This is a genomic window from Pseudarthrobacter siccitolerans, assembly GCF_030823375.1.
Classification (GTDB): Bacteria; Actinomycetota; Actinomycetes; order Actinomycetales; family Micrococcaceae; genus Arthrobacter; species Arthrobacter siccitolerans_A.
Window position 1 is genome coordinate 4,122,326 of the sequence record NZ_JAUSXB010000001.1, and the last position, 23,107, is coordinate 4,145,432.

Consider the following 23,107-nt stretch of genomic DNA (forward strand, 5'->3'; position numbering starts at 1 on the left):
GCCGCCTTCCTAACGGCTGCCCCGGAGCGTGCCGTTGCCTTCGGCGAAGACCTCGCTGACCTTCTGCCGGAGGTTTGCCCCCTTGCGGGCGGCCACGGCATTGAGGTCTGCGGCGAACTCGATAAGGTCGGCCCGGAGCGAGGCAGCAAGCTCATCAGTGCCTGCTGCCAGCATCCTGACCGCGAGGAGTCCGGCGTTGCGGGCTCCCGCGATGGAAACCGTGGCCACGGGAACGCCCGCGGGCATCTGCACGATGGAAAGCAGGGAGTCCATCCCGTCGAGGGTCTTCAGCGGTACGGGTACCCCGATCACGGGAAGGGGCGTGACGCTGGCCAGCATTCCCGGCAGGTGGGCGGCGCCACCGGCACCTGCGATGATGACCCTCAGCCCGCGCTCGTGCGCCGTCTGTCCGTAGCGGATCATCTCCGTGGGCATACGGTGGGCGGACACAACATCGGCTTCGAACGGGATGCCGAACTCTGCCAGGGCGTCCGCGGCTGCTTCCATCACGGGCCAGTCGGAGTCGGATCCCATCACCAGGCCCACCAGGGGGCTTGCTGCGGAACTCTTGGACGGGGTGGCTGCTGCGCTCATGCGTTCTCCTCGAAAATTGCTGGCGGTTCTTCGGCCGGCACCCGCCCGTCGCGGATGATGCCCGCCACCACTGCGGCACGGCGTCGAACGGACTCAACGTCCGCCGTCGACGTCCCCGCCAGGTTCACGTGGCCGATCTTGCGGCCGGGGCGCACGGACTTGCCATAGCAGTGCACCTTGGCGGCCGGTTCGCTGGCAAGAGCCAGCGGGAAAGCGGAAAACAGGTCCTGGTTGTCGCCGCCCAGGAAGTTCTTCATCACCACAACCGGCGCCAGGGCATCCGTGGCGCCCAGGGGCAGATTCAGTACGGCCCGAAGATGCTGTTCAAACTGGCTCGTCACCGAGCCATCCTGCGTCCAGTGTCCGGTGTTGTGCGGCCGCATCGCGAGTTCGTTGATCATAAAGCCGGCCCCTGTGCCGGGCGTCTCGAAGAGTTCCACGGCCAGGACGCCGGTGACCCCAAGTTCATTGGCGATCCGCAGGGCCGCGTCCTCTGCGGCCGCAGCAACCTCCACCGGGATATCGAGGGCGGGGGCGATGACTTCGTCGCAGACGCCGTCAACCTGGACAGTGTGGACTACCGGCCACGCCCGGGCTTCGCCGTCGGGTGTCCGTGCGACCAGCGCGGACAGTTCGCGGGTGAATTCCACTTTGGCTTCAGCGAGGAGGGGGCTCATGGCCTCGAACCAGTCGCCAGTGCCGGCGGCTTCTTCCGGGGAGGAGATGATCCGCACACCTTTGCCGTCGTAGCCGCCGCGCGGCGTCTTCAGCACCACGGGCCAGCCGGTCTTCTCACCGAAGCTGACGAGTGCAGCGGCATCGGAAACGGAGGCCCAGGCGGGATTCGGCAGTTCCAGGCGGTCGATGGCAGCGCGCATCACGAGTTTGTCCTGGGCATGGACGAGGGCGTCCGGCCCGGGCTGGACGTTGACCCCGGCTTCCTGCAGCGCCCGGAGGTGGGCAGTGGGAACGTGCTCGTGGTCGAACGTCATCACGTCCAGGCCCTTGGAGAATTCCAGCAGGGTCTGGAAGTCCTTGTAGTCGCCCACGGGCGAGGAGGGCACTGCCGTGACGGCCGAAACGTCGTCACTTTCGGCAAGGACGCGGAGTTCGAAGCCGAGTGCTGTTGCGGCCGGGGCCATCATTCGCGCAAGCTGGCCGCCGCCAACCACACCTATTACTGGAAAAGTCACATGTGCCAGCCTACCGAAAACCGCCCCGTATCCCGCCTTCGGGCCACGGCGGCGGCTTAGTTTTTTGGTGCGCGGGGCGTCAGGTGAAGCAAGTCAGGGGGCTGCCACCCAGCTTCGGGGGCTAAAATGAGCCTTTGGCCGTGTGGCCCATTGTTTCAACGGCCATGGAGGGTCATGTTTAGCGCACTTGCAGATCGCATCCGGGGGCTCGCCTCGCTTTTCTGGCGCGAGGTGGCCAAGTTTGGTGCCGTGGGCGGTGTGGCATTCGTCATCGATAACGGCCTCACCTATTACCTCATGCACGGGCCGATGACGGACAGTGAGGCCAAAGCCCGTTTTGTGGGTGCCTCGGTAGCCACCATCTTTTCCTGGATTGCGAACCGGCTCTGGACCTTCCGGCACCGCCGGCAGGCCAACGTGCTGCGCGAGTTCCTGATGTTCATCCTCATTAACGGCATCGGCATCGGCATCTCCACCGGGTTCACCGCCCTTGCCAAGTACGGGCTCGGCGTGACGGACAAGAACCTGCTGTTCTCCGCCGGAGTTGTGGGCATCCTGGTAGCCACAGTGGTCCGGTTCTTCGCCTACCGGTTCCTCGTGTTCAACCAGGAACTGGACCAGGAGCCCGCATTCTCGCATGACCACGAGCTCATCGAACTCCACCATGCCAAGGATTCCGGTACGGCCACCGCTGTGACAGAGCCGGAGACGGAACCATTTGCCGGGGACACTGCGCAGCCGAAAAAATAGGGGGGCGGCCGCCAAATAGGGCGGCAGCCCGAGCAAGAGCGGTAGTCCCGGACAGGGGCGGCAGCTTAAGCAGCAGGGCCGCCGCGTGGGAAGACCTTTTCAGCTCCCGTGGATGCGTTCTGCGGCGAGCAGCTTCCCGGCGTCCGCCACATCCGGGTGCGTGATCACCACCGAACCGCCGCCGCGCCAGGCGCCCAGTGCATCGGCCAGGGCCGCCTCGAGCCCGGCGCTGCCCGGGACGTGCAGCCGGACGCCTTCTTCATGGGGCACTGCGAAACTGTCCAAAAGATCCCCGTGGAGGTGCCGGCGCCCGTCGGATGCGACGATGGCGCAAGCCGAAGGATCGGGGTCGGCGTGCTGCATAAAAACGTCCCCGTGGGAGCGCACTTCCGCAGCGTAATCGAGACAGCCGGCCGGAAGTACCCCGTCCCATCGCGTTGCGAGGGCCGGCAGCGCAACTGCAACCACGGCGTCGTACTTTCCTGCCACTGCATCCGGTGCGGCGGTGACCAGGTAATCGGCGCCCTCCCCGTTCAGGACAGTCTCAAGGCCGAGTTGCCAGGCGGCCAGCGCCCAGACCAGCGACTTCCAATGCGGAGGAAGGTCCAGCGCCAGCTGCATGCCGGGCCCGGCGTCCAGTTCGTCCTGGAGGAGATTGCTGGTTTTGGCCACCCAGTTGTCCAGCACCTTTCCGGACAATTCCACCCTCTCCGCGTCAGGGCCGTACCAGGTGAGCCGCGGGGCAGTGGAGTTGCCGGAACGAAGGCTGGTCATCAGGTGGATTGCGGGGATTGTCATGGCTCAATCCTGCCATCCGCTGATCCGCCGGTCATCCGTTGCTTCCCAGCGGCTCCCCGGCTCGCGGCCGGATGTGATACTTATCACTTCCGGTACTAAGCGTGCTTGCTATTTAAGGGCGGAGCGGCTATTTTCCGCGCTGGCACGCGCCTTTTGGCGTTCCTGCCGCCGGATTTCGCTTCTGACGGGGCGACGCCGCGCCGGAGCCGGTGAGAAACGCGGGCGTGGCGTGCGAAACTTCGGAGGTTTTACTGATTATTATCCGGGCAGCGGCTTGACTCACCCTAGTTACACGCGTGTAATTAGATAACTAAAGGCAACTGCGTAAATACCGGCACACAACCGAGTGCCGACGTATCCAGGCAGTAGCTGCAACATCAGGAGGGTCGCCATGGGGCAAGCAGAGCGTATCCAGGAAGATGCCGTCGTGGCCGGTCAGGCGTCGGTGCGATACCGTGCACGGGGGGTGCCGAGCGATTGGTATGTTGACCCGGCCGATCCTGATGCGGCAGAACGGTACAACAGCAACAACAAAGACTTTCTCCAGGACCAGGCAACGGCATTCCTCGCCGCCCACGAAGCCCTCCTGGACGGCGGCGAGGACCCGGAGGACGAGCTTGACCCGCCCATGGAACTGGCGGCTCCCGGAACATCCCAGCCGGTCTGGATCGGCCTGCCCTTCCAGCCGGACTTTGGCGACGAAGGCGAGCTTGGCTGGCAGACGGACGCCTTGTGTGCCCAAACGGACCCCGAGGCATTCTTCCCTGAGAAGGGCGGATCCACCCGCGATGCCAAAAAAGTGTGCGGTGCCTGCAACGTCCGGTCGCAATGCCTGGAGTACGCCCTGGCGAACGACGAACGGTTCGGCATCTGGGGAGGCCTGTCCGAGCGTGAGCGCCGGCGGCTAAGGAAGCGAGCAATCTAATTCATCAGGAAGTCCATGTCACTGCCGTTGTGGTTGCCCACAACGGCAGTGCCTATCTCCCCAGAACCCTGGCCGCACTGGCGGATCAGACCCGGCCGGCAGACTACGTCATCGGGGTCGACGCCGGTTCCCGCGACGATTCGGAGGTCCTCCTGCAGCGGGCCTTGGGTGTGGCGCACGTCGTCAGCCACCGCGGGAAGAGCGGCATGGGCGCGGCGGTAAACGCCGGCCTTGCCCAGCTCGCACCCTTGCGGGGCGACGCCGCCTCTGGCGGCTCGGAGTGGATCTGGCTGCTCCACGACGATGCAGCGCCCGCCCCCGAAGCCTTGGCTGAACTTCTCACCGCCGTTGAACGCGCGCCATCTGTCACCGTGGCAGGCTGCAAGCAGCTGGACTGGCACGCCGAACGCCAGTTGATCGACGTCGGTCTTTCAACGAGCCGTTGGGCCGAACGGCTGACCCTGATCGACGCCGATGAACTGGACCAGGGGCAATACGACGGCCGCACCGATACCTTTGCCGTGAATTCGGCAGGCATGCTGGTCCGCCGGGACATCTGGGAGCAGCTGGGCGGCTTTGACCCGGCGTTGCCGGGCAGCGGCGACGACGTTGACTTCTGCTGGCGCAACCGGCTGGCGGGACACCGCGTGGTGGTTGTCCCCGCGGCAAGGATGTTCCACGTGGCCCACCGGCCCCATGCGCTGGGGAATGCGGCTGCAGCGCGAAAGGCACAGGTCCATCTGCGCCTGAAGCATGCACCGCTGTGGATGGTGCCGGTCCACGCGGCGGCCGCCCTGCTGGGAAGCATCTTCAAGTTCGTGCTGAGTATTGCCGTCAAGGATCCCGGGCACGGCATTACCCAACTCGTTTCGACGTTCGCTGCGCTGGGCAGGCCCCGCGCGGTTACCAAGGCCAGGCGGACCGCCCGGAAGACGCGCAGGATCAGGCGTTCCGTCATCCGCAAGCTGCAGACACCGCGGCGGGAGGTCTGGAGCCACCGGCGTTCGCTGATGGAAGCCCTGGGCTCGGATACCAACTCGGTTGACGACCTCGAACACGACCCCCTGGCGCATCAGCCCAGCGGTGACGCTTCTGACGACTTTGCCGCGCTGGCCACCAGTAAACGCGGCTGGATAGGTAACGGGGCGCTGGCCGCCGTCATCATCTCCTCCGTCACGTCGCTGCTGGGACTGACCGGAATCTTCGGAGCCCCAGCAGTATCCGGCGGCGCACTGATTCCGGTGGCCGCGGAGCTGGGTGACATCTGGCACCACGCGTCCAGCTGGTGGATCTCGTTGGGCGCCGGACTCCCGGGCCGCGGGGACCCCTTCGGCTACGTCCTCTGGATCCTGGGGGTGCTGGGCGGCGGCGACGCCAATGCGGCCATGGCCTGGCTGCTCCTGCTCAGCACGCCGCTGTCCGGCCTGACAGCCTGGTTTGCTTCCGGCGGACTGACTGTCCGCCGTCGGCTCCGCCTGGCGGCCGCGCTCTTCTGGGCCGCTGCCCCGGCCCTGCAGGTGGCCCTGAACCAGGGCCGGCCCGGGGCCCTCATCGCCCACATCATGATTCCCCTGCTGGCCCTTGCCCTGCTGCGGGCTACCGGCTCGGCGGTGGGCCAGGGCCGCTTCGAGGCGCCGGCGCAGGGCGACCGCCGCTTCACCGACAAGCCGCCGGTCAAGCCCGGGATCAACGGGATGCCGTCCTGGACAGCGGCTGCGGCGGCAGGCCTGGCGATGGCGGTAGTGACAGCTTCCGCGCCCTCCCTGCTGATTCCGGCCAGCGTGGTGATATTTCTCTGCGGGCTCCTCCTGCGGGGCCGCGGGCGCACTGTGTGGTGGGCGCTGCTGCCCACCGCCGCCCTGTTCATCCCCTTCGGACTATCCACCCTCGACAGGCCCCGGGCCGTGCTGGCCGATCCCGGCGTGCCGCTGGCCTTCGACGCCGCTCCGTTGTGGCAGCAGCTCCTCGGCCAGCCGCTTGAGTTCGGCCAGGGAAGCGGCCTTTCCGGGCTTCCCTATTTCGCCGGCGGCACCCTGCCCTGGGCAGTGGTGCTTGCTTTCCTGGTAGCCGGCCCGGTCCTGCTCCTGGCCGTCGCTGGCATCTGGCTGCCAGGCCAGCGGACCGGAATTGCCAGGGGCCTGTGGATTGTTGCCACCATTGCTCTGGCCGGAGGCTGGACTGCCGGGCAGGTCGCCGCCGGCATCAACGCCAACATCATGGTCACTCCCTTCCCCGGGCCGGCTGTTTCTGCAGCAGCCTTTGCCCTTCTTGGCGCCGGCCTGCTGGGGGCGGAGCAGCTCCTGCATCGTGCGGACCGGGCGGCAGCAGGAGGCGCGAAGCACAAGCTCGCACTGCGGTCCGCCGCAGCATTGGGCATGGCGCTCCTCGTCGTTGGGCCCTTGGCCGGCATGGCGGCCTGGTCGGCGCAAAACCTCCTTCGTACCACCCCCGCAACAGCGCAGGTGCCTGCGGACCCTGGCCTGCCGTTGGGCACACCCCGCCTGGTGGAAGCCGCCGGCCAGCGCATCCTGCCGGCCACGGCCATCGACCGGGGGACCGGGCCTGAACAGACGCGCACGCTGTTGATCAGCACCCGCGATGACGGCACCTATGACGCCTCGTTGATGCGTGGTGCGGGCACCACACTCGACAGCCTCTCCGCCATCGCCTCGGCGCGAAACATCCTGGGCACCCCGGGCTCCGAAACAGTCCGCGACGACGACGCGGTCACCGCCGCGGTCCGCCGGGTAGTTGCCACCCTCGTTGCAGGCCAGGGCGTGGACCCCCGGACCGACCTGGAGCAGCTGGGCGCCGGCTTTGTGGTGCTGCGGGCGGCCGATACCGCGGCGCAGCTGACCGCCAGCAGGATGGACGCAGTGCCGGGCCTCATTGCTGTGGGGCAGACCGACGTCGGCTGGCTCTGGCGCATCACCCCACTGAACCAGCCGGCGCTGCAGCCGGCAGACATCACGCACCGGGTGCGGATTGTCGACGGCAGCGGCGCCGCGATCGGCCTGGTACCTTCGGGCTACGACGACGTCGATGCCGCAATTCCCGAGGGTCCGGAGGGCCGCCTCGTGGTGCTCGCGGAACGGGCGGACCCCGGCTGGACCGCGTGGCTGGACGGCCGGAAGCTGACCGCAACCACGTCCGGGTGGTCCCAGGCATTCACCCTTCCGCCCTCGGCGGGCCACCTGACGGTGCGGTACGAAAACCCAGGCGCCCTGTGGGCCGGAATCGGCCAAGCGGCTGTCATCGGGCTCACCGTGATGCTGGCCATCCCCATGCCGGCCCGGCGCCAGCGAACCGGCCTTTCACGGGATGAAGGCTCCCTGCGTAAGGAACACCAGAATGCGTAACGACTCTGTCTCCCCGCCAGCATCGCAGGCCGTACCTGCAAGCGGGGAACAAACCCAGGAGAGCGCCGTCCCGGCAAAGCGCCTTGGGAACGGCCGGAAAGCCCTCGTGGCAGGCCTCGCGTCCGCGGCGGTCATTATGGCCGGCGCGGGAGCCGTGGTTGCGGCCGGGTCCCTCCTTCCGCAGGCCGAATCCAGCCGCAGCGTCCCTGCGGGGGTGTCCGCAGTTCCGGCCGGAAGCAGCGTGGGAGTCTGTCCCGGGCCCGCCCGCCTGCTGGAAGGCACGGAAGCAGGCACTGACCCGCAGTTCAGCCCGGAGTCAGAGACGGCCGCCAGTTCCCTCACAGGGGCCGTGCTCAGCGCCGGCGGCGTCTTGCCGGCAAGCCGCCTCACGGAACTCAACGGCAGGACTACCGTCGATATCGCCAAGGCGCCCGGCCAGCCTGCACCCACCGGTGCTCCCCAGGAACTCCTGGCAGGGGTGGTGGCGGGCCGGCCGGTGAATCAGGTGCGTGTGCTCAGCGCCGATGCCGCAGCCAACCAGAAGGCCTCCGCGGCGGCAGCGATGAAGTTCACAGCTACAGACGGTGACCTGCAGGGCACGGCGGCCGCCAGCTGCCAGCAGCCGTCCAACGACCAATGGCTTGCCGGTGCCAGTACCACCGTGGGCCGCACGTCCGTGCTGATGCTCGCCAACGCTTCCACCACCCCGGCCACGGTGAGCCTGGAGCTGTTCGGCTCCGGTGGACAGATCCAGGCGCCGGGAAGCCGCGGCCTGCTTGTTGCCCCCGGTACTTCCCGGCCGGTGGTACTGGCCGGCCTCGCCCCGGGTGAATCACAACTAAGTGTGCACGTACGCAGCGCGGGTGGCCCCGTGGCAGCGGTCATCCAGCAAAGTGTCCTCCGGGGACTCACCCCGGGAGGCGTTGACTTCATTGCCCCCGGCGCCGCACCGGCCGTCCGCCAGGTGATGACCGGCGTCGACATCCAGGACGCCGGCCAGGTTGCGTCCCTGACGGTAAAGTCCGGATACCAGGACGCCGGGCCGGCCCTGCAGATTACCGTGCCAGGCCCCTCCGACGCCGTGGTGGAGGTCAAGCTCTACGGGCGGGACGGCCAGAAGGCCCTGCCCTCCGGAGGCGTCATCACCGCAAAAGCGGGGGCGGTCACGGAGATTCCGCTGGCAGGGGTCCCGGCCGGCCACTACACAGTTGCGGCATCATCTGATGTCACCTTCGTGGCCGCCGCACGGGTGACCCGAGGCCTCCAGGAGAGCAGGGCGGTGGATGTGGCGTGGGCGGCATCCGGGGTGAGGCTGGGCAGCCAGCATGTGGTCCCGGTTCCGCCGGGTGGGCAGCGCACCCTGGTTTTTGGTGCGCTGGAGAACCGGGCCACCATCACCTATGCGGCCATCACCGCGGACGGCAAAGTCAAGGCGCCGGCCACGGCGGACATCGCCGGGGGAACGACGGCGTCCATCACCATTCCGGAAAAGGCTGACGGTTCCGACGTCGTCGGCTATGTGGTCTCGGCGTCGGGGGACGCTGCCTACGGTGCCCTGCTGCTCCAGCAGGACGGCAGGGACGACATCTCGTCGCTGGCTTTCCTGCCGGCAGCTGCCGGACAGGAAACAGTACCGGTGACGCTCAGCTACTGACGTCAGTACCGGCGCCGGTAGACGGGATCAAGGGTTTCGGGGGCAACACCGAGCATTTCGGCGGTGTGCTCCACCACCACGTCATGGACCAGGTCCTGGAGGTCGTCGAGGCCTCCGCTGGCCTGCTCCACCACGCGCCGGTACACCGTAATCATCGGGCCGTCCCCGTCCGTGCCAGGAATGTAGGCGCCCATGGGGGCCGGGGTCGAATTCGCCGCGAGCTGTTCGAGGTCAGGAGGAATTTCATCCACGCCGAACCGGACGCCGTCGAGAGTCTTGCCCCAGATATCGTGAAGCCTTTGCGCGGAGTCCAGCACCATGTCATCGAACCGGTCCGAGCGCGTGCGGTAACCGGGATGGGTGGGCAGCATCATTTCGCCCCGGAGGCCGCGTCCGTGCCGGTTGCGGCGGCGGGCCATAAAGCCCTTGCCGGGCAACGCGGCGCCTTGGTCCTTGCGGGCATCCGGGTCAGCCAACCGGACCGTAAAACCTGATTCATGGTTCGATGACTGCATACATCGACTGTAAACCCGGGCGAACAATTACGCGACACATTGCCGCCACCTTCACGGGCGCGTCGACCCGAAGCCGCAATGCGGGGTTTTGGGGTGGACAGCGAGTAGTCTGGGATGTCGTGGGAGCTATCCGTCAGTGTTCGAGATCTGCGTGCCGCCAGTCAGCGGTGGCTACCCTGACGTACGTCTATGCGGACTCCACCGCGGTCCTCGGTCCGCTGGCCACCTATGCCGAGCCCCATTGCTACGATCTGTGCGAGCAGCACGCCGGCTCCCTGACCGTCCCGCGGGGCTGGGAGGTCCTGCGCCTCGCCATGCCCACCACTCCGCAGCAGCCGGGCCCCGATGACCTGCTGGCCCTGGCCAATGCTGTGCGGGACGCCGCTGCATTGCCGGCCCAGCCGCAGCCGGCCACTGCCAAACGCGGGCCGCATTCAGCACTGGAAGCTCCGGCCGGAGCGGAAGGTACCCGAAGGGGCCACCTGCGCGTCCTGCGGGAACCGTCCTGAACGGATCTGGCGGTACGCTGGAAGCTGCAATTCCGTCCGCTACCGGCGCCAGCGCGCCCGCCAGGGAGCATGTACCAATGCCAAAGATCAGTCCTGAACTGCTGTCCGTCCTGCGTTGTCCCGTGACAGGTTCGCCCTTGGTACAGGAGGGCGAGGAACTTGTTGCCACCGCCGCGGACGAGTCCGGAGTGAAGCCCCGCTACGCCATCGAGGACGGCATTCCGCTCTTGCTTCCGCCCGAACTGCTGGCAGCCGCCGCTTCCGCTGGTTCGGACCAGCACGATGCGTCCATGGCTGCGCCGCCCGCAGAGTAGCGCCCACGACGTCCCCCCGACCACAGGCTCCACCCGGCCACCGGCGCCCCGGTGCCGCAGTACCCGGACACAGCACCGGCCACACCGCCGGACCAAGTAAAGGATTTACCCATGGCTTTTGATTACAAGGTTGCCGACATCTCGCTGGCTGAAGCCGGCCGGCACCAGATCCGCCTTGCCGAGCACGAGATGCCCGGCCTGATGTCCCTGCGCGAGGAGTTCGGCCCCAGCCAGCCGCTCAAGGGCGCGCGGATCGCCGGATCGCTGCACATGACCGTGCAGACCGCCGTGCTGATCGAAACGCTGACGGCCCTCGGCGCAGAGGTCCGCTGGGCTTCCTGTAACATCTTCTCCACCCAGGATGAGGCAGCTGCCGCCGTCGTGGTGGGCAAGGGCACCGTGGAGGACCCGCAGGGCGTGCCGGTGTTCGCCTGGAAGGGTGAAACCCTGGAGGAATACTGGTGGACCGCCGAGCAGATCCTCACCTGGCCCGGTGCCGAATCCGATCCCGAGCTCGGCCCCAACATGATCCTGGACGACGGCGGCGACGCCACTATGCTGGTGCACAAGGGCGTGGAGTTCGAAGCAGTGGGCAACGTGCCCTCCGCCGACCCCGCCGACTCCGAGGAGTACGGAATCTTCCTGGAGGTCCTCCGCCGCTCCCTCGCGGCGGACCCGAAGAAATGGACCCGGACAGCCGCCACCATCAAGGGCGTCAGCGAAGAAACCACCACCGGCGTGCACCGCCTCTACCAGCTGGCCGAGCAGGGCAAGCTGCTGTTCCCCGCGATCAATGTCAACGATTCCGTCACCAAGAGCAAGTTCGACAACAAGTACGGGATCCGGCACTCACTCCCGGACGGCATCAACCGCGCCACCGACGTGCTCATGGGCGGCAAGGTCGCCGTCGTCTGTGGCTACGGCGACGTCGGCAAGGGTGCGGCCGAGGCACTCCGCGGCCAGGGGTCCCGGGTCATCGTCACCGAAATCGACCCCATTTGTGCGCTGCAGGCGGCGATGGACGGCTACCAGGTGGCCAAGCTTGAGTCCGTGCTGGCCCAGGGTGACATCTTCATCACCACCACGGGGAATAAGGACGTCATCATGGCCGAGCACATGGCGGGCATGAAGAACAAGGCGATCGTGGGCAACATCGGCCACTTCGACAACGAGATGGACATGGCCGGGCTCGCGAAGATCCCGGGCATCAGGAAAGTGGAGATCAAACCGCAGGTCCACGAGTGGGTTTTCGACGCCGGGACCGCCGCTGAGCGTTCCATCATCGTCCTGTCCGAAGGCCGGCTGCTGAACCTGGGCAACGCCACAGGTCACCCGTCCTTCGTGATGAGCAACTCGTTTGCCAACCAGACCATTGCCCAGATCGAGCTGTGGACCAAGAAGGACCAGGCGGCGGGCGAGCGCGAGTACGAAAACCAGGTCTACGTCCTGCCCAAGGTCCTGGATGAAAAGGTGGCACGCCTGCACCTGGACGCCCTGGGTGTGGAGCTCACCGAGCTGACCAAGGACCAGGCGGAGTACCTGGACCTCGACGTGGCCGGCCCCTACAAGCCCGAGCACTATCGTTACTAAGAAGTGAAGCGCCCGGGTGCCCACCGCACCCGGGCTGTTACTTTTTGCGCCTAGGATCAAAATATGGAGCCTGAAATCAAGCCCCGCCGGACCGGCGGAGCCAAGAAGATTCTTGTGGTGGCGGCCGTATGCCTCCTCGCCGCCGTAGGCGGCGTGTTCGCCGCGGTAGCCCCGGGAGCCGCCGGCGGCGCGATCGAATCCGAGGCAGGCTCCGCCGTCAGGACATCTCCCGGGCTCGCCCTGCCGGTGGTCGCCCCCGTGAAACTGGAGGCCGCACCCGCCAACGGTGCCAAACAGGTTAATCCTGCTGCGCCGGTGTCGCTGAATGTGGCCAACGGCACCATTGAACGGGTCACCCTCACCAGCACCGGCGGCGAGACCGTGGAAGGCAGCATTGACGCCAAGGGCACCGGTTGGACCGCGGCTGGAGCGTTGAAGTTCAACACGGACTACAGCTACACCTACGTGGTCAAGGACAGTGCCGGACGCGAGACAAGCACCACGCAGACGTTCAGCACTGTCTCCAGTTCCCATGAAGCCGATGCCGCCATCTATCCCCTGGACGGCATGAAAGTGGGTGTGGGGCAGCCCCTGCAGGTCATCTTCAGTGAACCTGTCACCAACCGCGAGGCCGTGGAGAAGGCCATCACCATTTCCAGCAGCGCCGGCCAGGCGGGCGCTTTCCACTGGTACAGCGACACCATGGTCCGGTACCGGCCCGAAAACTTCTGGGCCGCGAATTCCACCATCACCATGGACATGAAGCTGTTCGGCGTGGACTTGGGGAACGGCCAGATCGCCAACTTCAACAAGAAGGTGAACGTCTCCATCGGCGACAAGAAGGTGGCGGTGGCTGACGCTACAGCCCATACCTTCACGCTGAGCGTCAACGACCAAGTGGTCAAGACGCTGCCCGTCAGCATGGGGGACCAGCGCTTCCCGTCTGCCCGGGGCTACGGCGTTCTGATGGAGAAGAAACGCTATGACCACTTCCGCGCCTCGAGCATTGGACTGAAGCCGGACGACCCCGCTTACTACGGCGACGTGGACGTCGAATACACCATCCGGCTTACCCTCAGCGGCGCGTATATCCACCAGGCCCTGCCGTCCGCCTTCCCGTTCATCGGCAACACAAACGTCTCCCATGGCTGCATCGGGTTCGCTCCCGACGGCGCTGCCTGGGTTTTCGACAACATGGGCACCGGCGACGTGGTCCAGATCGTCAACACCGAGGGTGACTTCGCGGCCCACACTGACGGCTTCGGTGACTGGAACATCCCTTGGGGCGAATACGACAACTAGCGCAACTGCCGGAACCGGCGCAGCTGCAGGGGCCTAACTGCTGAAAGGCAGCCGGTGCAGCCGCTCACCGGTCTCAGCATTCCGCCGTCGGGCCTTGCTCAGCCTGGCCAGCTCCCTGCTCCGCCGCTCAGCAACGACGGCGGCAAGGTAGTCGTCAGGGCTGGTTCCGGGAGGCGGGGGAGGAGCAACGCGGGCCGCCAGTTCGGTGGCGATTGACTCAGCCATTCCGGCCCTGGACAGGGGCGCCATGCGGCCGGCCTGCCGGATGAACTGGGATGCCCGCCGCGCCGTCGCGTCCGGAATCCTTCCGATGTCAGCTGCAGCCGCCCAGGCCTGGAGCCGGGGCGGAACGAACACGGGCGCGGATTGTTCCACCGGTACCCGCCTGCGGATGGCGTACGTCCCGGCCAGCAGGTCGCCCAGCCGGCGTGACCTCTCATTAAAGAGGGCCACGGCGATGGCAAGGCCGCCGAAGGTCAAGTAGATTTCCAGGAATCCGGTCAGGCCGCGGATGAGGGCATGGCGGAAGCGGATGGCGCCCCCGTCCTCCCGGACTACGCGGAGGCCCACCGCAAGCTTGCCCAGCGAGAGCCCGCGGCTCAGGGTCTCCACCGCCACCGGAACGATTACCAGGCAAAAGACCACACTGGCAAGGACCAACGCCCGCTGGGCGGCCCCGTCCAGGTCCCCGCCGGCGGCCGACAGCCCTATCAGGATCACCACCAGCAACACGATGCTCAACGCCATATCCAGGAGCAAGCCCAGGGCGCGCGCCGCGAAGGAGGCCGGACGCAATTCCAGAACGACTGCTTCCCCCGTGACGATCGAACTCACACTGGTTCCTGTTCCTAGCGGCTGATGTTGCAGACGCAAGTCTAGTGCCGGGCGCTAGGCTGATGCCGTGGATATGGACGCGTTCTCCGCCGTCAATGCGGACAAGTGGTCCCGGTTGCACCACTTGGCCTACAAGGCCAGGCTCACCGGGTCCGAAGCAGACGAACTGCTGGCCCTGTACCAGTCCACGTCCGCCCACCTGTCGCTCATCCGGTCCCTGGCTCCGGAAAGCGGCCTCTCCGCGTCCCTTTCGGCCACGCTGGCGCAGGCCCGGACCCGCTTCACCGGAGCGCGCTCCAATGTCATGGCGGACCTGGCGCGGTTCTTTGTGGTGGCCCTTCCTGCGGCGCTGTACCGGCTCACCTGGCTCACCCTGGCCTGTGGTGCCGCGTTTGTCATCATCGGGACGGTGTATGCGCTGTGGATAGCCGGGAGCCCTGAGGCCTTGCGGGCAGTGGCCTCCGAGGCGGCGGCCCGGCAGTACGTCGAAGAAGACTTCATCAACTATTACTCAGAAAACCCTGCCGCCTCCTTCGCCGGTGCCGTCTGGACCAACAACGCCTGGATCAGCGCACAAGCCGTGGCCCTGGGGATCACCGGCGTGTGGGTGCCCATGATCCTGTTCGCCAACGCCCAAGGGGTAGGCATTGCCGCAGGCATCTTCACCGCAGCCGGCAAGCCGGATGTTTTCTTCAGCTACATCCTGCCGCACGGCCTGATGGAACTCACGGCAGTGTTCATCGCCTGCGCCGCCGGCCTGCGGATCTTCTGGGCCATGGTTTCGCCCGGCCCGCGTACCCGGGGCAGGGCCGTGGCAGAGGAAGGGAGGTCTCTGATCACCGTTGCCCTGGGGCTGGTCCTGGTGCTTTTCGCCTCCGGACTGGTGGAAGGTTTCGTGACACCCAGTGCGCTGCCGGTGTGGGCAAAGATCGGTATCGGAGCCTCAGTACTGGCAGGGTACTGGCTCTATGTTGTCGCGTGTGGCCGGCCTGCCTACCTGGCGGGGGAGCGCGGCGACCTGCGCCGCGAGGATGCCGGCTATTCCGGGATCGCTGCCTGAATCGTTGTAAACCGTCCGGGGTGGTTCCTCGCCCAGCCGGAATCCCGGACGGTAGGCTCGTCAACAGAGAAAGCGCGCCGGTGGACCCGGAACCCGGCGTGAAGACCCAACGGAAGTGGACGCTGCTGTGAAAGACGAAACTCCTGCCCGCGCCCGGCGTGCCGAGCCAGAGCCGGACCCGGTCCTGGACACATCAGAGGACTCCGACGAGCCGGCGTTCTCCTGGCTGACCGGGGGCGCCGAATCCGACAGTCCCGCCGCGGACGGCTCTCGTGAACCGGACCGCACCGATTCAGCCGCCACCGGATCGCCCGGCACCGACCCCAGAACTGTCCGTGAGCCTGACAGCGACCGCGGACCGGTCGGGGATGAAGACGCCCCGACGCGGCTGAATGCAGGGAATGCGCGATCTGCAACTGCAGGAGCCACGGCCGCAACCGGCGCGGCTGCCCCACGTCAGGGCAACGTTGACCAGCCGGAAAGCCGGGCGGACCGCAAAGCCGCCGAGGCCGCCGTCGAAGAGCCGGGGCCGGCTGCAAGCCACGGAAGCTCCCCCGTTTTCCGGGAGCAGCTTCCCACCTCGGCCCTGCAGGTCCGTCCGCCCCAGGAGGAGGTGGAGCGCCGCAATGCCCAGCGGGAGAGCGCGGCAAACGCCAAGCCCGTGGCCCCGCGGGTGATGCAGGTCCTGCTCGCCATTTTCTTCCCGCTGGTTTTGCTGATCCTCGCCGTGCGGGCTGTGACCAGTCCTCTGTTCCTGTGGGTGGAATACAACCGTCCCGGGTTTCCCGGCGACGGCTACGGGTTCAGCACCGACGACAGAATGACCTACGGCTCCTACGCCGTGGACTACCTCAACAACTGGGCGGGGCCGCGCTACCTGGGGGACCTGGTATACCGCAGCGGCGGCAAGCTCTTCAAGGACGGCGAAGTCAGCCACATGGCGGACGTCAAGCTGGTGATCCTGTCCACCTTCAGCGCCGGCGTGCTGCTGGTCCTGGTGAGCCTCATCGCTATCCTTTACCTGCGCAGGCGCAGCTCCGGGGGCGTCAGGAGGGGCCTGTTCGCCGGCGCCATCATCACGCTGGTGCTGATCCTCGGCCTGGGAACCCTGGCCGTGCTGGGCTGGCAGCAGTTCTTCACGGAATTCCACCGGATCTTCTTCGCCGAGGGCTCCTGGACGTTCAGCATGGATGACACTCTGATCCGGCTGTTCCCCGGCCAGTTCTGGATTGACGCCGGAATGGTGATTGGCGGCCTGGTACTGGTGACCGCGCTGGTGACGCTGGTCCTCACCTGGCCAACACGCCGCCGGCGTGGCCTGCTGAAGGACGGAGCCGGCGCGGCAGGGGAGCAGCCCGCCGATCAGGCGTAAAGCTTGGCGATCTCGGCTTCGAAGTCGCGTACGACGGCGTGGCGCTTCACCTTGAGCGACGGCGTGAGATGACCTGATTCGACCGTGAGTTCAGCGTCCAGCAGGCTGAACTTGCGGATGGACTCCGCCTTGGACACGAGCTGGTTCGCCTGGTCCACCGCATCCTGGACAGCGGCCACCACCTGCAGATCGCTGGCCGCCTCGCGGATGGTCCGGGAAGGCAGGCTCCGCTCCGAGCACCAGTTCGCCAGGCCCTCGGGATCGAGGGTCACCAGGGCTGAGATAAACGGTTTGCCGTCACCCACCACCACGGCGTGGCCCACGAGCTGGTGTGCGCGGATTTTTTCCTCGAGCGGCCCGGGCGCCACGTTTTTGCCGCCGGCCGTGACCAGCAGATCCTTTTTGCGCCCTGTAATGGTGAGGAAGCCCTGCGGGTCCAGTTCCCCGAGATCGCCGGTGCGGAAGAAACCGTCAACAAAAGCCTCGGCGTTCGCGGCCTGGTTGGCGTGGTAACCCCGGAAGACGCCGATCCCCTTCACCAGGATCTCCCCGTCTTCGGCCACCCGGACGGTAGTGCCCGGGATGGGGATACCCACTGATCCCACCCGGGTACGCGACGGGGTGTTCGCCGTGCACGGGGCCGTCGTTTCCGTCAGGCCGTACCCTTCCAGCACCGGGATCCCGGCGCCGCGGAAGAAGTGGGCGTCATCCAGGCCCAGCGGGCTGGCGCCGGAAACGGTGTACCCCACCTGGCCGCCCATGGCCTGGCGGAGCCGCGGGTAGAGCACCCGGTCAAAGATCCCGTGCCGGATCCGGCACAACAAGCCGGGGCCGTTGCCCTCACCGCGGCTTCGCCGGTCCTCCGCCTTGGAGTACTCAATGGCAGTGGCAGAGGCGGCACTGAACAACCGGGCTTTGCCCCCTGCAGCTGCCTTGTGGGCCGCGGCGGCACGTACCTTTTCAAAGATCCGCGGAACCACCAGCAGGAAGGTGGGCCGGAATGAACCCAGGTCCTCCAGGAGACCCGCCGCGCCCGGTGAGTGTCCCAGCGTGGCACCGGCGGTCAGGCAGACCACCTGCACTGCGCGGGCCAGCACATGGGCGAGCGGCAGGAACATCAACGTCCGGGCCTGATCCTGGAGCAGCAGCTCCGGAAGGAAGGCAACGATGTTCTTGGCTACCAGGGCGAAGTTGCCGTGCGTGATTTCGCACCCTTTGGGCTTGCCTGTGGTTCCGGAGGTGTAGACCAGGGAAGCGACGTCGTCCAGCACCGCCTTGCTCCGGTGCCGTTCCAGCTCGGCATCGGTGACACCCATGCCTGCAGCGGCAAGGCTCGCGAGATTGGGGGCATCGCCGTCGGAATCCATCCGGACCACGTTGACCAGGCGGTCCCGCAGCAGGGGCGAGCCCGCCAGGACAGCCGTTACAAGCCCCGCCTTGCCGCGGTCCTGCGCGAACACGCGCCGGACGCCGGCGTCGTGCAGGATCCACTCCACCTGGCTTGCGGAGGACGTTTCATAGATGGGAACGGTCACGCCGCCGGCAAACCAGATGGCGAAATCCACCAGCGTCCACTCATAGGAGGTAGCCGACATCACAGCTACGGTGTCACCGGGCTCGAGCCCGCCCGCGATGAGGCCCTTGGCAAGGGCGCTGACGTCCTGCAGGAATTTCTGCGCCGGCACATCCACCCAACCGTTGGGCCCCTTGCGCCGGTACAGGGCATGGGCAGGGTTGGCCGCCTGCCGCTCCAGTAACAGGTCCGTGACGTTGCTGGCAGCGTCAAGCTCAACCAGCAGTTCCGTGCTCGCTTCTCTCACAGCAGGTCTCCGTTCCGCTGCCACGCCGCGGGCAGCGGCTCCTTCGGGGGTCTTCTGACATCCTGCCCTAGATCCAGGACGGCATCCACATACGAAGCCTCCACTCCTGGTACTGGATGATCTCGGCGGCCCAGACCGGATAGAAGAAGGCGGAGAGCAGCATTGCCGCCGCGACAAACACCACCAACACATACAGGCCGGACCGCCGGCGCCAGGGCGGATCCGTCGTTTTCCCCAGGACCAGCCCCAGGCAGTAGACCAGCGCCAACAGCAGGAACGGCTCGAAGGACACCGCGTAGAAGTAGAACATGGTCCGTTCGGGGTACATAAACCAGGGCAGGTATCCGGCGGCCATGCCCGCCAGCACGGCTCCGGCCCGCCAGTCACGGCGTCCAGCCCACCAGAACAGGAGCACCACCAGCGAAATGGCGGCCGTCCACCAGATCAACGGATTCCCTACGGACAGGATGGCGGCCGTACACCGGTCAAAGTCGCAGCCGGGGGTACCGCGCTCGGGGGATTCGTAAAAGAACGACGTCGGCCGGCCCATCACCAGCCAGCTCCAGGCACTTGCCTCATAGGGGTGTTCCGAACCCAGGCCCTGATGGAACTTGTACGCCTCCAGGTGGTAGTGCGCGAGGGACCGGACCGAGTCCGGCAGCCATCCCCATTCCGCGGAAGGATTGCTTTGCGCCCAGCGGCGGAAGTAGGCGTCCTCCGACCGGAACCAGCCCGTCCAGCTCGCGGCGTAAACCACCGCGGCAACCGGAACCGTGCCCAGGAAGGCTGGAACGCCGTCCCTGATGATGCCGCCGCTGATCCAGCCGCGGATGCCAGCAACCCGGCGCGCGCTGAGGTCCCACAGCACGGTAAGGACGCCAAATCCGGCAAGGAAGAACAGCCCGGACCACTTGGTTCCCACGGCGAGCCCCAGGCAGACGCCTGCAGCGATCCGCCACCAGCGGATGCCCAGCCAGGGCCCGGACAGGAGCTGCGCCGGAGTGGGACGTCCCCCGCTGGCGTCCGCTGCACGGGCAAGCCGGGCGGCCAGCCGCCGTCGTCCGTCATCCCGGTCGAGCAGCAGGGCACCGAACGCCGCAAGGACCCAAAACATCAGGAAGATGTCCAGCAGCGACGTCCGGGACATCACCAGGTGGTGGCCGTCCACGGCCAGCAGGAGGCCGGCGGCTCCCGCCAGCGGCAGGGACCCGAAGAGCTTCAGCGCGATGAGCGACAGGAGCAGGATGGACAGGGTGCCCGCCAGGGCCGCGGAGAAGCGCCAGCCAAAGGAATTGTCCGCGCCGAAGAGCCACATGCCAGCGGCTATCATCCACTTTCCCGCCGGGGGATGGACAACATATTCGGGGGTGTTCAGGAGCACGCCGGGGTTGCCGGCGTTGAAAGAATCATTGGCTTTGTCCGGCCACGCCCGTTCGTAGCCGCTCATAAGGAGCGAGTAGGCATCCTTGACGTAGTAGGTCTCGTCGAAGACGAGCTTGTGCGGGCTCTCCAGCCGGACGAACCGGAGAACCCCGCCTGCGACGGCCGTCAGGACCGGAACCAGCAGGAACCACAACCGCAGTGACGGCGGGTAGTCCCGCCATTGGTGCGGACGGTCCAGCAGCCGGGCCCGCAGGGATTCAACGGTAAAAGCCTCGGCTGGCCGGGTGATCCACGAACGGACCGGGGCGTTTCCGGGCTGGCCGCCGGCTCCTGGCGGGCTTTTAGTGGACGCCGCAGGTGTGGCGTGTCCGGCCCCGGCTGGCCGCGTCGAGGTCTGCGTCACGAGCCCCATGCTACCTTTTGCGGCTGGCAGCGCCCGCAGCAGTAGGCTGGTGGCGTGGATCCTAACCCCAGCACCTTCCCTGATTCCGGCACTGCAACCCCCGGCCGGGCCGGTGGAGAGCCCGCAGGGGATACGGGAGCGGTCGTGGCACCAGGGCCGGGGGCCGGGCGGATCGTGCTCGCCGCCACACCGATCGGCAACACCGGCGATGCCTCGGCCCGCCTGGTGGAACTGCTGGCGACGGCGGACATCGTTGCCGCCGAGGACACCCGACGGCTGCACCGCCTGGTCCAGAGCCTGGGGGTCACAGTGGCCGGCCGGGTCATCAGCTATCACGAGCACAACGAGGCAGCCAAGACTGCTGAGCTCCTCGACCAGGTCAGGGCGGGTAAGACACTCGTTATGGTCACCGACGCGGGAATGCCCGCAGTATCCGATCCTGGCTTCCGGTTGGTGGAAGGCGCCGTGGCCGCAGGCCTGGCCGTCACTGCCGTCCCTGGACCATCGGCGGTCCTGACAGCCCTGGCGCTGTCCGGCCTGCCCACCGACCGCTTCTGTTTTGAAGGATTCCTGCCGCGGAAGGCCGGCGAAAGAGCCTCGCGCCTTGCGGACCTTGCCGGAGAGCGGCGGACCATGGTGTTCTTCGAGGCACCGCACCGGCTCGAAGCGATGCTGCGGGCCCTGCGGGAACGCTTCGGACCCGACCGCCGCATCGCCGTATGCCGCGAACTGACCAAGACCTATGAAGAAGTGATCCGCGGGTCCCTGGGCGAACTCCTGCAATGGGTTGAGGGCACCGAGGTCCGCGGTGAGATCGCCGTTGTCCTGGCGGGGGCACCCGAGCAGGCCGCCGGATCGCCGGAGGACCACGTGGCCGCCGTCAATGAACTCGTGGCGCAGGGCATCCGGCTCAAGGAAGCCGTGGCTGCGGTGGCTGAGGATGTCCGGGTGAGCAAACGGGAGCTTTATTCGGCAGTGTTGGCTGCCCGCTGAGCACGCTGGCGCCGCCCTCAAGGCGCTGTGCAGGTGCACAGCCCCTTCCTGTTTTGGTAGTGCGTACAGGCGTAGACCGGTTGCGGGCACGGCAGTAGTCTGGCAACTAATCAGCCCGTACCACCGCGGCCATCCCGGCCGCTTGCCGGCGGGCTGCAATAACCCTACTGACGAGGGAGTCATCGTGACTGTCACTGCACAGCCGGCCGTTTCCGCAGAACGCGAAAGCGCCCTTTTGGCCTCTGTTCCCACCGGCCTGCTTATCAACGGTGAGTGGCGGGATGCCGCCTCAGGCAAGACGTTCGACGTCGAGGACCCTGCCACAGGCAAGGTGCTGTTGAGCATTGCCGACGCCGGCCCGGAGGATGGTGCCGCCGCCCTGGATGCCGCCGCGGCTGCGCAGGAGTCCTGGGCGAAGGTCCCGTCCCGCGAACGCGGCGAAATCCTGCGCCGCGCCTTCGACCTCGTCACCGAGCGGGCCGAGGACTTCGCCCTGCTGATGACCCTGGAAATGGGCAAGCCCCTGGCCGAAGCCCGGGGCGAAGTCACCTACGGCGCCGAGTTCCTGCGCTGGTTCTCCGAAGAGGCCGTCCGGGCCTTCGGCCGCTACTCCGTCTCTCCGGATGGCAAGTCCCGGTTGCTGGTGACCAAGAAGCCCGTGGGCCCCTGCCTGCTGATCACGCCGTGGAACTTCCCGCTGGCCATGGCCACCCGCAAGATCGCCCCCGCAGTTGCCGCTGGCTGCACCATGGTCCTGAAGTCCGCGAACCTCACGCCGCTGACCTCCCAGCTGTTCGCCGCCGTCATGCTGGAGGCCGGCCTGCCCGCCGGCGTCCTGAACGTCATCCCCACGTCCACGGCCGGTGCCACCACCGGCCCGCTGATCAAGGATTCCCGGCTGCGCAAGCTCTCCTTCACGGGCTCCACCGAGGTGGGACGGCGCCTGCTCGCCGACGCCTCCGAAACCGTCCTGCGCACCTCCATGGAGCTCGGCGGCAACGCCCCGTTCGTCGTCTTCGAGGACGCTGACCTCGACGCCGCGGTCACGGGTGCCATGCTCGCCAAGCTGCGGAACATGGGCGAGGCCTGCACTGCGGCCAACCGTTTCATCGTGCACGAATCCGTCGCCGCCGAGTTCGCGGAGAAGTTCGCCGCGAAGATGAAGGAGATGACCACCGCCCGGGGCACGGAGCCGGAGTCCAAGGTGGGCCCGCTGATCGATGCCAAGAGCCGGGACAAGGTCCACGAACTGGTGTCCGACGCCGTTGCCTCCGGTGCCAAGGCCGTCCTGGGCGGGGGTCCGGTGGAGGGACCGGGCTACTTCTACCAGCCCACCATCCTCTCCGGCGTCACCGAAGGCACCCGGATCCTTTCCGAGGAGATCTTCGGTCCCGTAGCCCCGATCACCACCTTCAGCAGCGAAGACGACGCGGTGCGGCTGGCCAACAACACTGAATACGGGCTGGTTGCCTACGTCTTCACCAAGGACCTCAACCGCGGCATCCGGATGGGCGAACGGCTGGAGACCGGCATGCTGGGCCTGAATGCGGGCGTCATCTCCAACGCCGCTGCACCCTTCGGCGGTGTCAAACAGTCCGGCCTGGGCCGCGAAGGCGGCCTCGAGGGCATCGAGGAATACCTCTACACCCAGTACATCGGCATCGCCGACCCCTACGCCGGGCAGTAGCTTCGACTGCCGGCGAAAGCCGCCGCCTGCCCTGGTGCAGGAGCGCCTGGAT

At 66.9% G+C, this 23,107-nt stretch carries 19 protein-coding genes; 12 read left to right on the forward strand and 7 right to left on the reverse strand.

Features of this window, described 5'->3' with window-relative positions:
• Positions 1-9: 9 nt before the first annotated feature.
• Entirely contained in the window at positions 10-594 is a 585-nt protein-coding gene (gene purE / locus QFZ36_RS19250) for a 5-(carboxyamino)imidazole ribonucleotide mutase (protein ID WP_306638697.1), read from the reverse strand.
• Entirely contained in the window at positions 591-1,739 is a 1,149-nt protein-coding gene (locus tag QFZ36_RS19255; RefSeq protein WP_306639285.1) for a 5-(carboxyamino)imidazole ribonucleotide synthase, read from the reverse strand. Before QFZ36_RS19255 ends, purE begins: the two co-directional genes overlap by 4 nt.
• A 222-nt stretch (positions 1,740-1,961) precedes the next feature.
• Here QFZ36_RS19255 and QFZ36_RS19260 point away from each other — a divergent pair, with 222 nt between their 5' ends.
• Positions 1,962-2,537 carry a GtrA family protein gene (locus tag QFZ36_RS19260; RefSeq protein WP_306638698.1) on the forward strand — a complete coding sequence of 192 codons (576 nt, stop codon included), beginning with the start codon at positions 1,962-1,964 and terminating at the stop codon, positions 2,535-2,537.
• 99 nt (positions 2,538-2,636) lie between these two features.
• Here QFZ36_RS19260 and QFZ36_RS19265 read toward each other — a convergent pair whose 3' ends face one another.
• Positions 2,637-3,335 carry a TIGR03089 family protein gene (locus QFZ36_RS19265; RefSeq protein WP_306638699.1) on the reverse strand — a complete coding sequence of 233 codons (699 nt, stop codon included), beginning with the start codon at positions 3,333-3,335 and terminating at the stop codon, positions 2,637-2,639.
• A 391-nt stretch (positions 3,336-3,726) separates the two neighbouring features.
• Between QFZ36_RS19265 and QFZ36_RS19270 the strand changes: the two genes are divergently transcribed.
• From QFZ36_RS19270 to QFZ36_RS19280, 3 genes are read left to right on the forward strand one after another with little or no spacing between them, the layout of a single operon-like run.
• Positions 3,727-4,260, forward strand: a complete 534-nt coding sequence (locus tag QFZ36_RS19270; RefSeq protein WP_306638700.1) for a WhiB family transcriptional regulator — start codon at positions 3,727-3,729, stop codon at positions 4,258-4,260.
• A gap of 29 nt (positions 4,261-4,289) precedes the next feature.
• Complete coding sequence (locus QFZ36_RS19275; RefSeq protein ID WP_373427056.1) at positions 4,290-7,619, forward strand: glycosyltransferase family 2 protein; 3,330 nt, start codon at positions 4,290-4,292, stop codon at positions 7,617-7,619.
• Positions 7,612-9,273 carry a DUF5719 family protein gene (locus tag QFZ36_RS19280; protein ID WP_306638701.1) on the forward strand — a complete coding sequence of 554 codons (1,662 nt, stop codon included), beginning with the start codon at positions 7,612-7,614 and terminating at the stop codon, positions 9,271-9,273. The genes QFZ36_RS19275 and QFZ36_RS19280 overlap by 8 nt, the downstream gene beginning before the upstream one ends.
• A 2-nt stretch (positions 9,274-9,275) precedes the next feature.
• On the opposite strand, the gene QFZ36_RS19285 is transcribed toward QFZ36_RS19280, so the two are convergent.
• On the reverse strand, positions 9,276-9,788 hold the full coding sequence (locus QFZ36_RS19285) for a metallopeptidase family protein (protein WP_306638702.1): 513 nt from the start codon (positions 9,786-9,788) through the stop codon (positions 9,276-9,278).
• Positions 9,789-9,907: 119 nt separating this feature from the next.
• On the opposite strand from QFZ36_RS19285, the gene QFZ36_RS19290 reads away from it, so the two are divergent.
• The 4 genes from QFZ36_RS19290 to QFZ36_RS19305 all read left to right on the forward strand — a co-directional run bounded on the left by QFZ36_RS19290 (position 9,908) and on the right by QFZ36_RS19305 (position 13,503).
• Positions 9,908-10,297 (forward strand): DUF3499 domain-containing protein, encoded by a 390-nt coding sequence (locus QFZ36_RS19290; protein ID WP_306638703.1) that lies wholly within the window; start codon positions 9,908-9,910, stop codon positions 10,295-10,297.
• A gap of 77 nt (positions 10,298-10,374) precedes the next feature.
• On the forward strand, positions 10,375-10,611 hold the full coding sequence (locus tag QFZ36_RS19295) for a Trm112 family protein (protein WP_306638704.1): 237 nt from the start codon (positions 10,375-10,377) through the stop codon (positions 10,609-10,611).
• A 111-nt stretch (positions 10,612-10,722) separates the two neighbouring features.
• On the forward strand, positions 10,723-12,201 hold the full coding sequence (gene ahcY / locus QFZ36_RS19300; protein ID WP_306638705.1) for an adenosylhomocysteinase: 1,479 nt from the start codon (positions 10,723-10,725) through the stop codon (positions 12,199-12,201).
• A 63-nt stretch (positions 12,202-12,264) separates the two neighbouring features.
• Complete coding sequence (locus QFZ36_RS19305) at positions 12,265-13,503, forward strand: L,D-transpeptidase (RefSeq protein ID WP_306638706.1); 1,239 nt, start codon at positions 12,265-12,267, stop codon at positions 13,501-13,503.
• Between the two features lie 33 nt (positions 13,504-13,536).
• Here the strand turns inward: QFZ36_RS19305 and QFZ36_RS19310 are convergent, their stop codons facing one another.
• A complete protein-coding gene (locus QFZ36_RS19310) occupies positions 13,537-14,337 on the reverse strand; it encodes an RDD family protein (RefSeq protein WP_306638707.1) in 801 nt (266 codons plus the stop codon).
• A 67-nt stretch (positions 14,338-14,404) separates the two neighbouring features.
• On the opposite strand from QFZ36_RS19310, the gene QFZ36_RS19315 reads away from it, so the two are divergent.
• Both QFZ36_RS19315 and QFZ36_RS19320 read left to right on the forward strand, forming a co-directional pair.
• Entirely contained in the window at positions 14,405-15,397 is a 993-nt protein-coding gene (locus QFZ36_RS19315) for a stage II sporulation protein M (protein WP_306638708.1), read from the forward strand.
• A gap of 127 nt (positions 15,398-15,524) precedes the next feature.
• Positions 15,525-16,769 carry a TIGR01906 family membrane protein gene (locus tag QFZ36_RS19320; RefSeq protein WP_306638709.1) on the forward strand — a complete coding sequence of 415 codons (1,245 nt, stop codon included), beginning with the start codon at positions 15,525-15,527 and terminating at the stop codon, positions 16,767-16,769.
• Here the strand turns inward: QFZ36_RS19320 and QFZ36_RS19325 are convergent.
• Entirely contained in the window at positions 16,760-18,589 is a 1,830-nt protein-coding gene (locus QFZ36_RS19325) for an AMP-dependent synthetase/ligase (RefSeq protein ID WP_306638710.1), read from the reverse strand. The two genes, QFZ36_RS19320 and QFZ36_RS19325, sit on opposite strands and share 10 nt — an antisense overlap.
• A 67-nt stretch (positions 18,590-18,656) precedes the next feature.
• Complete coding sequence (locus tag QFZ36_RS19330) at positions 18,657-20,384, reverse strand: dolichyl-phosphate-mannose--protein mannosyltransferase (protein WP_306638711.1); 1,728 nt, start codon at positions 20,382-20,384, stop codon at positions 18,657-18,659.
• Between the two features lie 45 nt (positions 20,385-20,429).
• Between QFZ36_RS19330 and rsmI the strand changes: the two genes are divergently transcribed.
• Together rsmI and QFZ36_RS19340 are read left to right on the forward strand one after the other, a co-directional pair.
• Positions 20,430-21,368: a 16S rRNA (cytidine(1402)-2'-O)-methyltransferase gene (gene rsmI, locus QFZ36_RS19335; protein WP_306638712.1), complete on the forward strand. Its 939-nt coding sequence runs from the start codon at positions 20,430-20,432 to the stop codon at positions 21,366-21,368.
• A gap of 184 nt (positions 21,369-21,552) precedes the next feature.
• On the forward strand, positions 21,553-23,055 hold the full coding sequence (locus tag QFZ36_RS19340) for an NAD-dependent succinate-semialdehyde dehydrogenase (RefSeq protein WP_306638713.1): 1,503 nt from the start codon (positions 21,553-21,555) through the stop codon (positions 23,053-23,055).
• The last annotated feature ends 52 nt before the right edge of the window (positions 23,056-23,107 follow it).

What these genes read in the sequence shown, in the direction of transcription:
- QFZ36_RS19270 (WP_306638700.1), top strand. Translation starts at nt 3,727, where the DNA reads ATGGGGCAAGCAGAGCGTATCCAGGAAGATGCCGTCGTGGCCGGTCAG.
- QFZ36_RS19305 (WP_306638706.1), top strand. Translation starts at nt 12,265, where the DNA reads ATGGAGCCTGAAATCAAGCCCCGCCGGACCGGCGGAGCCAAGAAGATT.
- QFZ36_RS19255 (WP_306639285.1), bottom strand. Translation starts at nt 1,739, where the DNA reads ATGATGGCCCCGGCCGCAACAGCACTCGGCTTCGAACTCCGCGTCCTT.
- ahcY (WP_306638705.1), top strand. Translation starts at nt 10,723, where the DNA reads ATGGCTTTTGATTACAAGGTTGCCGACATCTCGCTGGCTGAAGCCGGC.
- QFZ36_RS19285 (WP_306638702.1), bottom strand. Translation starts at nt 9,788, where the DNA reads ATGCAGTCATCGAACCATGAATCAGGTTTTACGGTCCGGTTGGCTGAC.
- QFZ36_RS19295 (WP_306638704.1), top strand. Translation starts at nt 10,375, where the DNA reads ATGCCAAAGATCAGTCCTGAACTGCTGTCCGTCCTGCGTTGTCCCGTG.
- purE (WP_306638697.1), bottom strand. Translation starts at nt 594, where the DNA reads ATGAGCGCAGCAGCCACCCCGTCCAAGAGTTCCGCAGCAAGCCCCCTG.
- QFZ36_RS19330 (WP_306638711.1), bottom strand. Translation starts at nt 20,384, where the DNA reads ATGGGGCTCGTGACGCAGACCTCGACGCGGCCAGCCGGGGCCGGACAC.
- QFZ36_RS19265 (WP_306638699.1), bottom strand. Translation starts at nt 3,335, where the DNA reads ATGACAATCCCCGCAATCCACCTGATGACCAGCCTTCGTTCCGGCAAC.
- QFZ36_RS19260 (WP_306638698.1), top strand. Translation starts at nt 1,962, where the DNA reads ATGTTTAGCGCACTTGCAGATCGCATCCGGGGGCTCGCCTCGCTTTTC.
- QFZ36_RS19280 (WP_306638701.1), top strand. Translation starts at nt 7,612, where the DNA reads ATGCGTAACGACTCTGTCTCCCCGCCAGCATCGCAGGCCGTACCTGCA.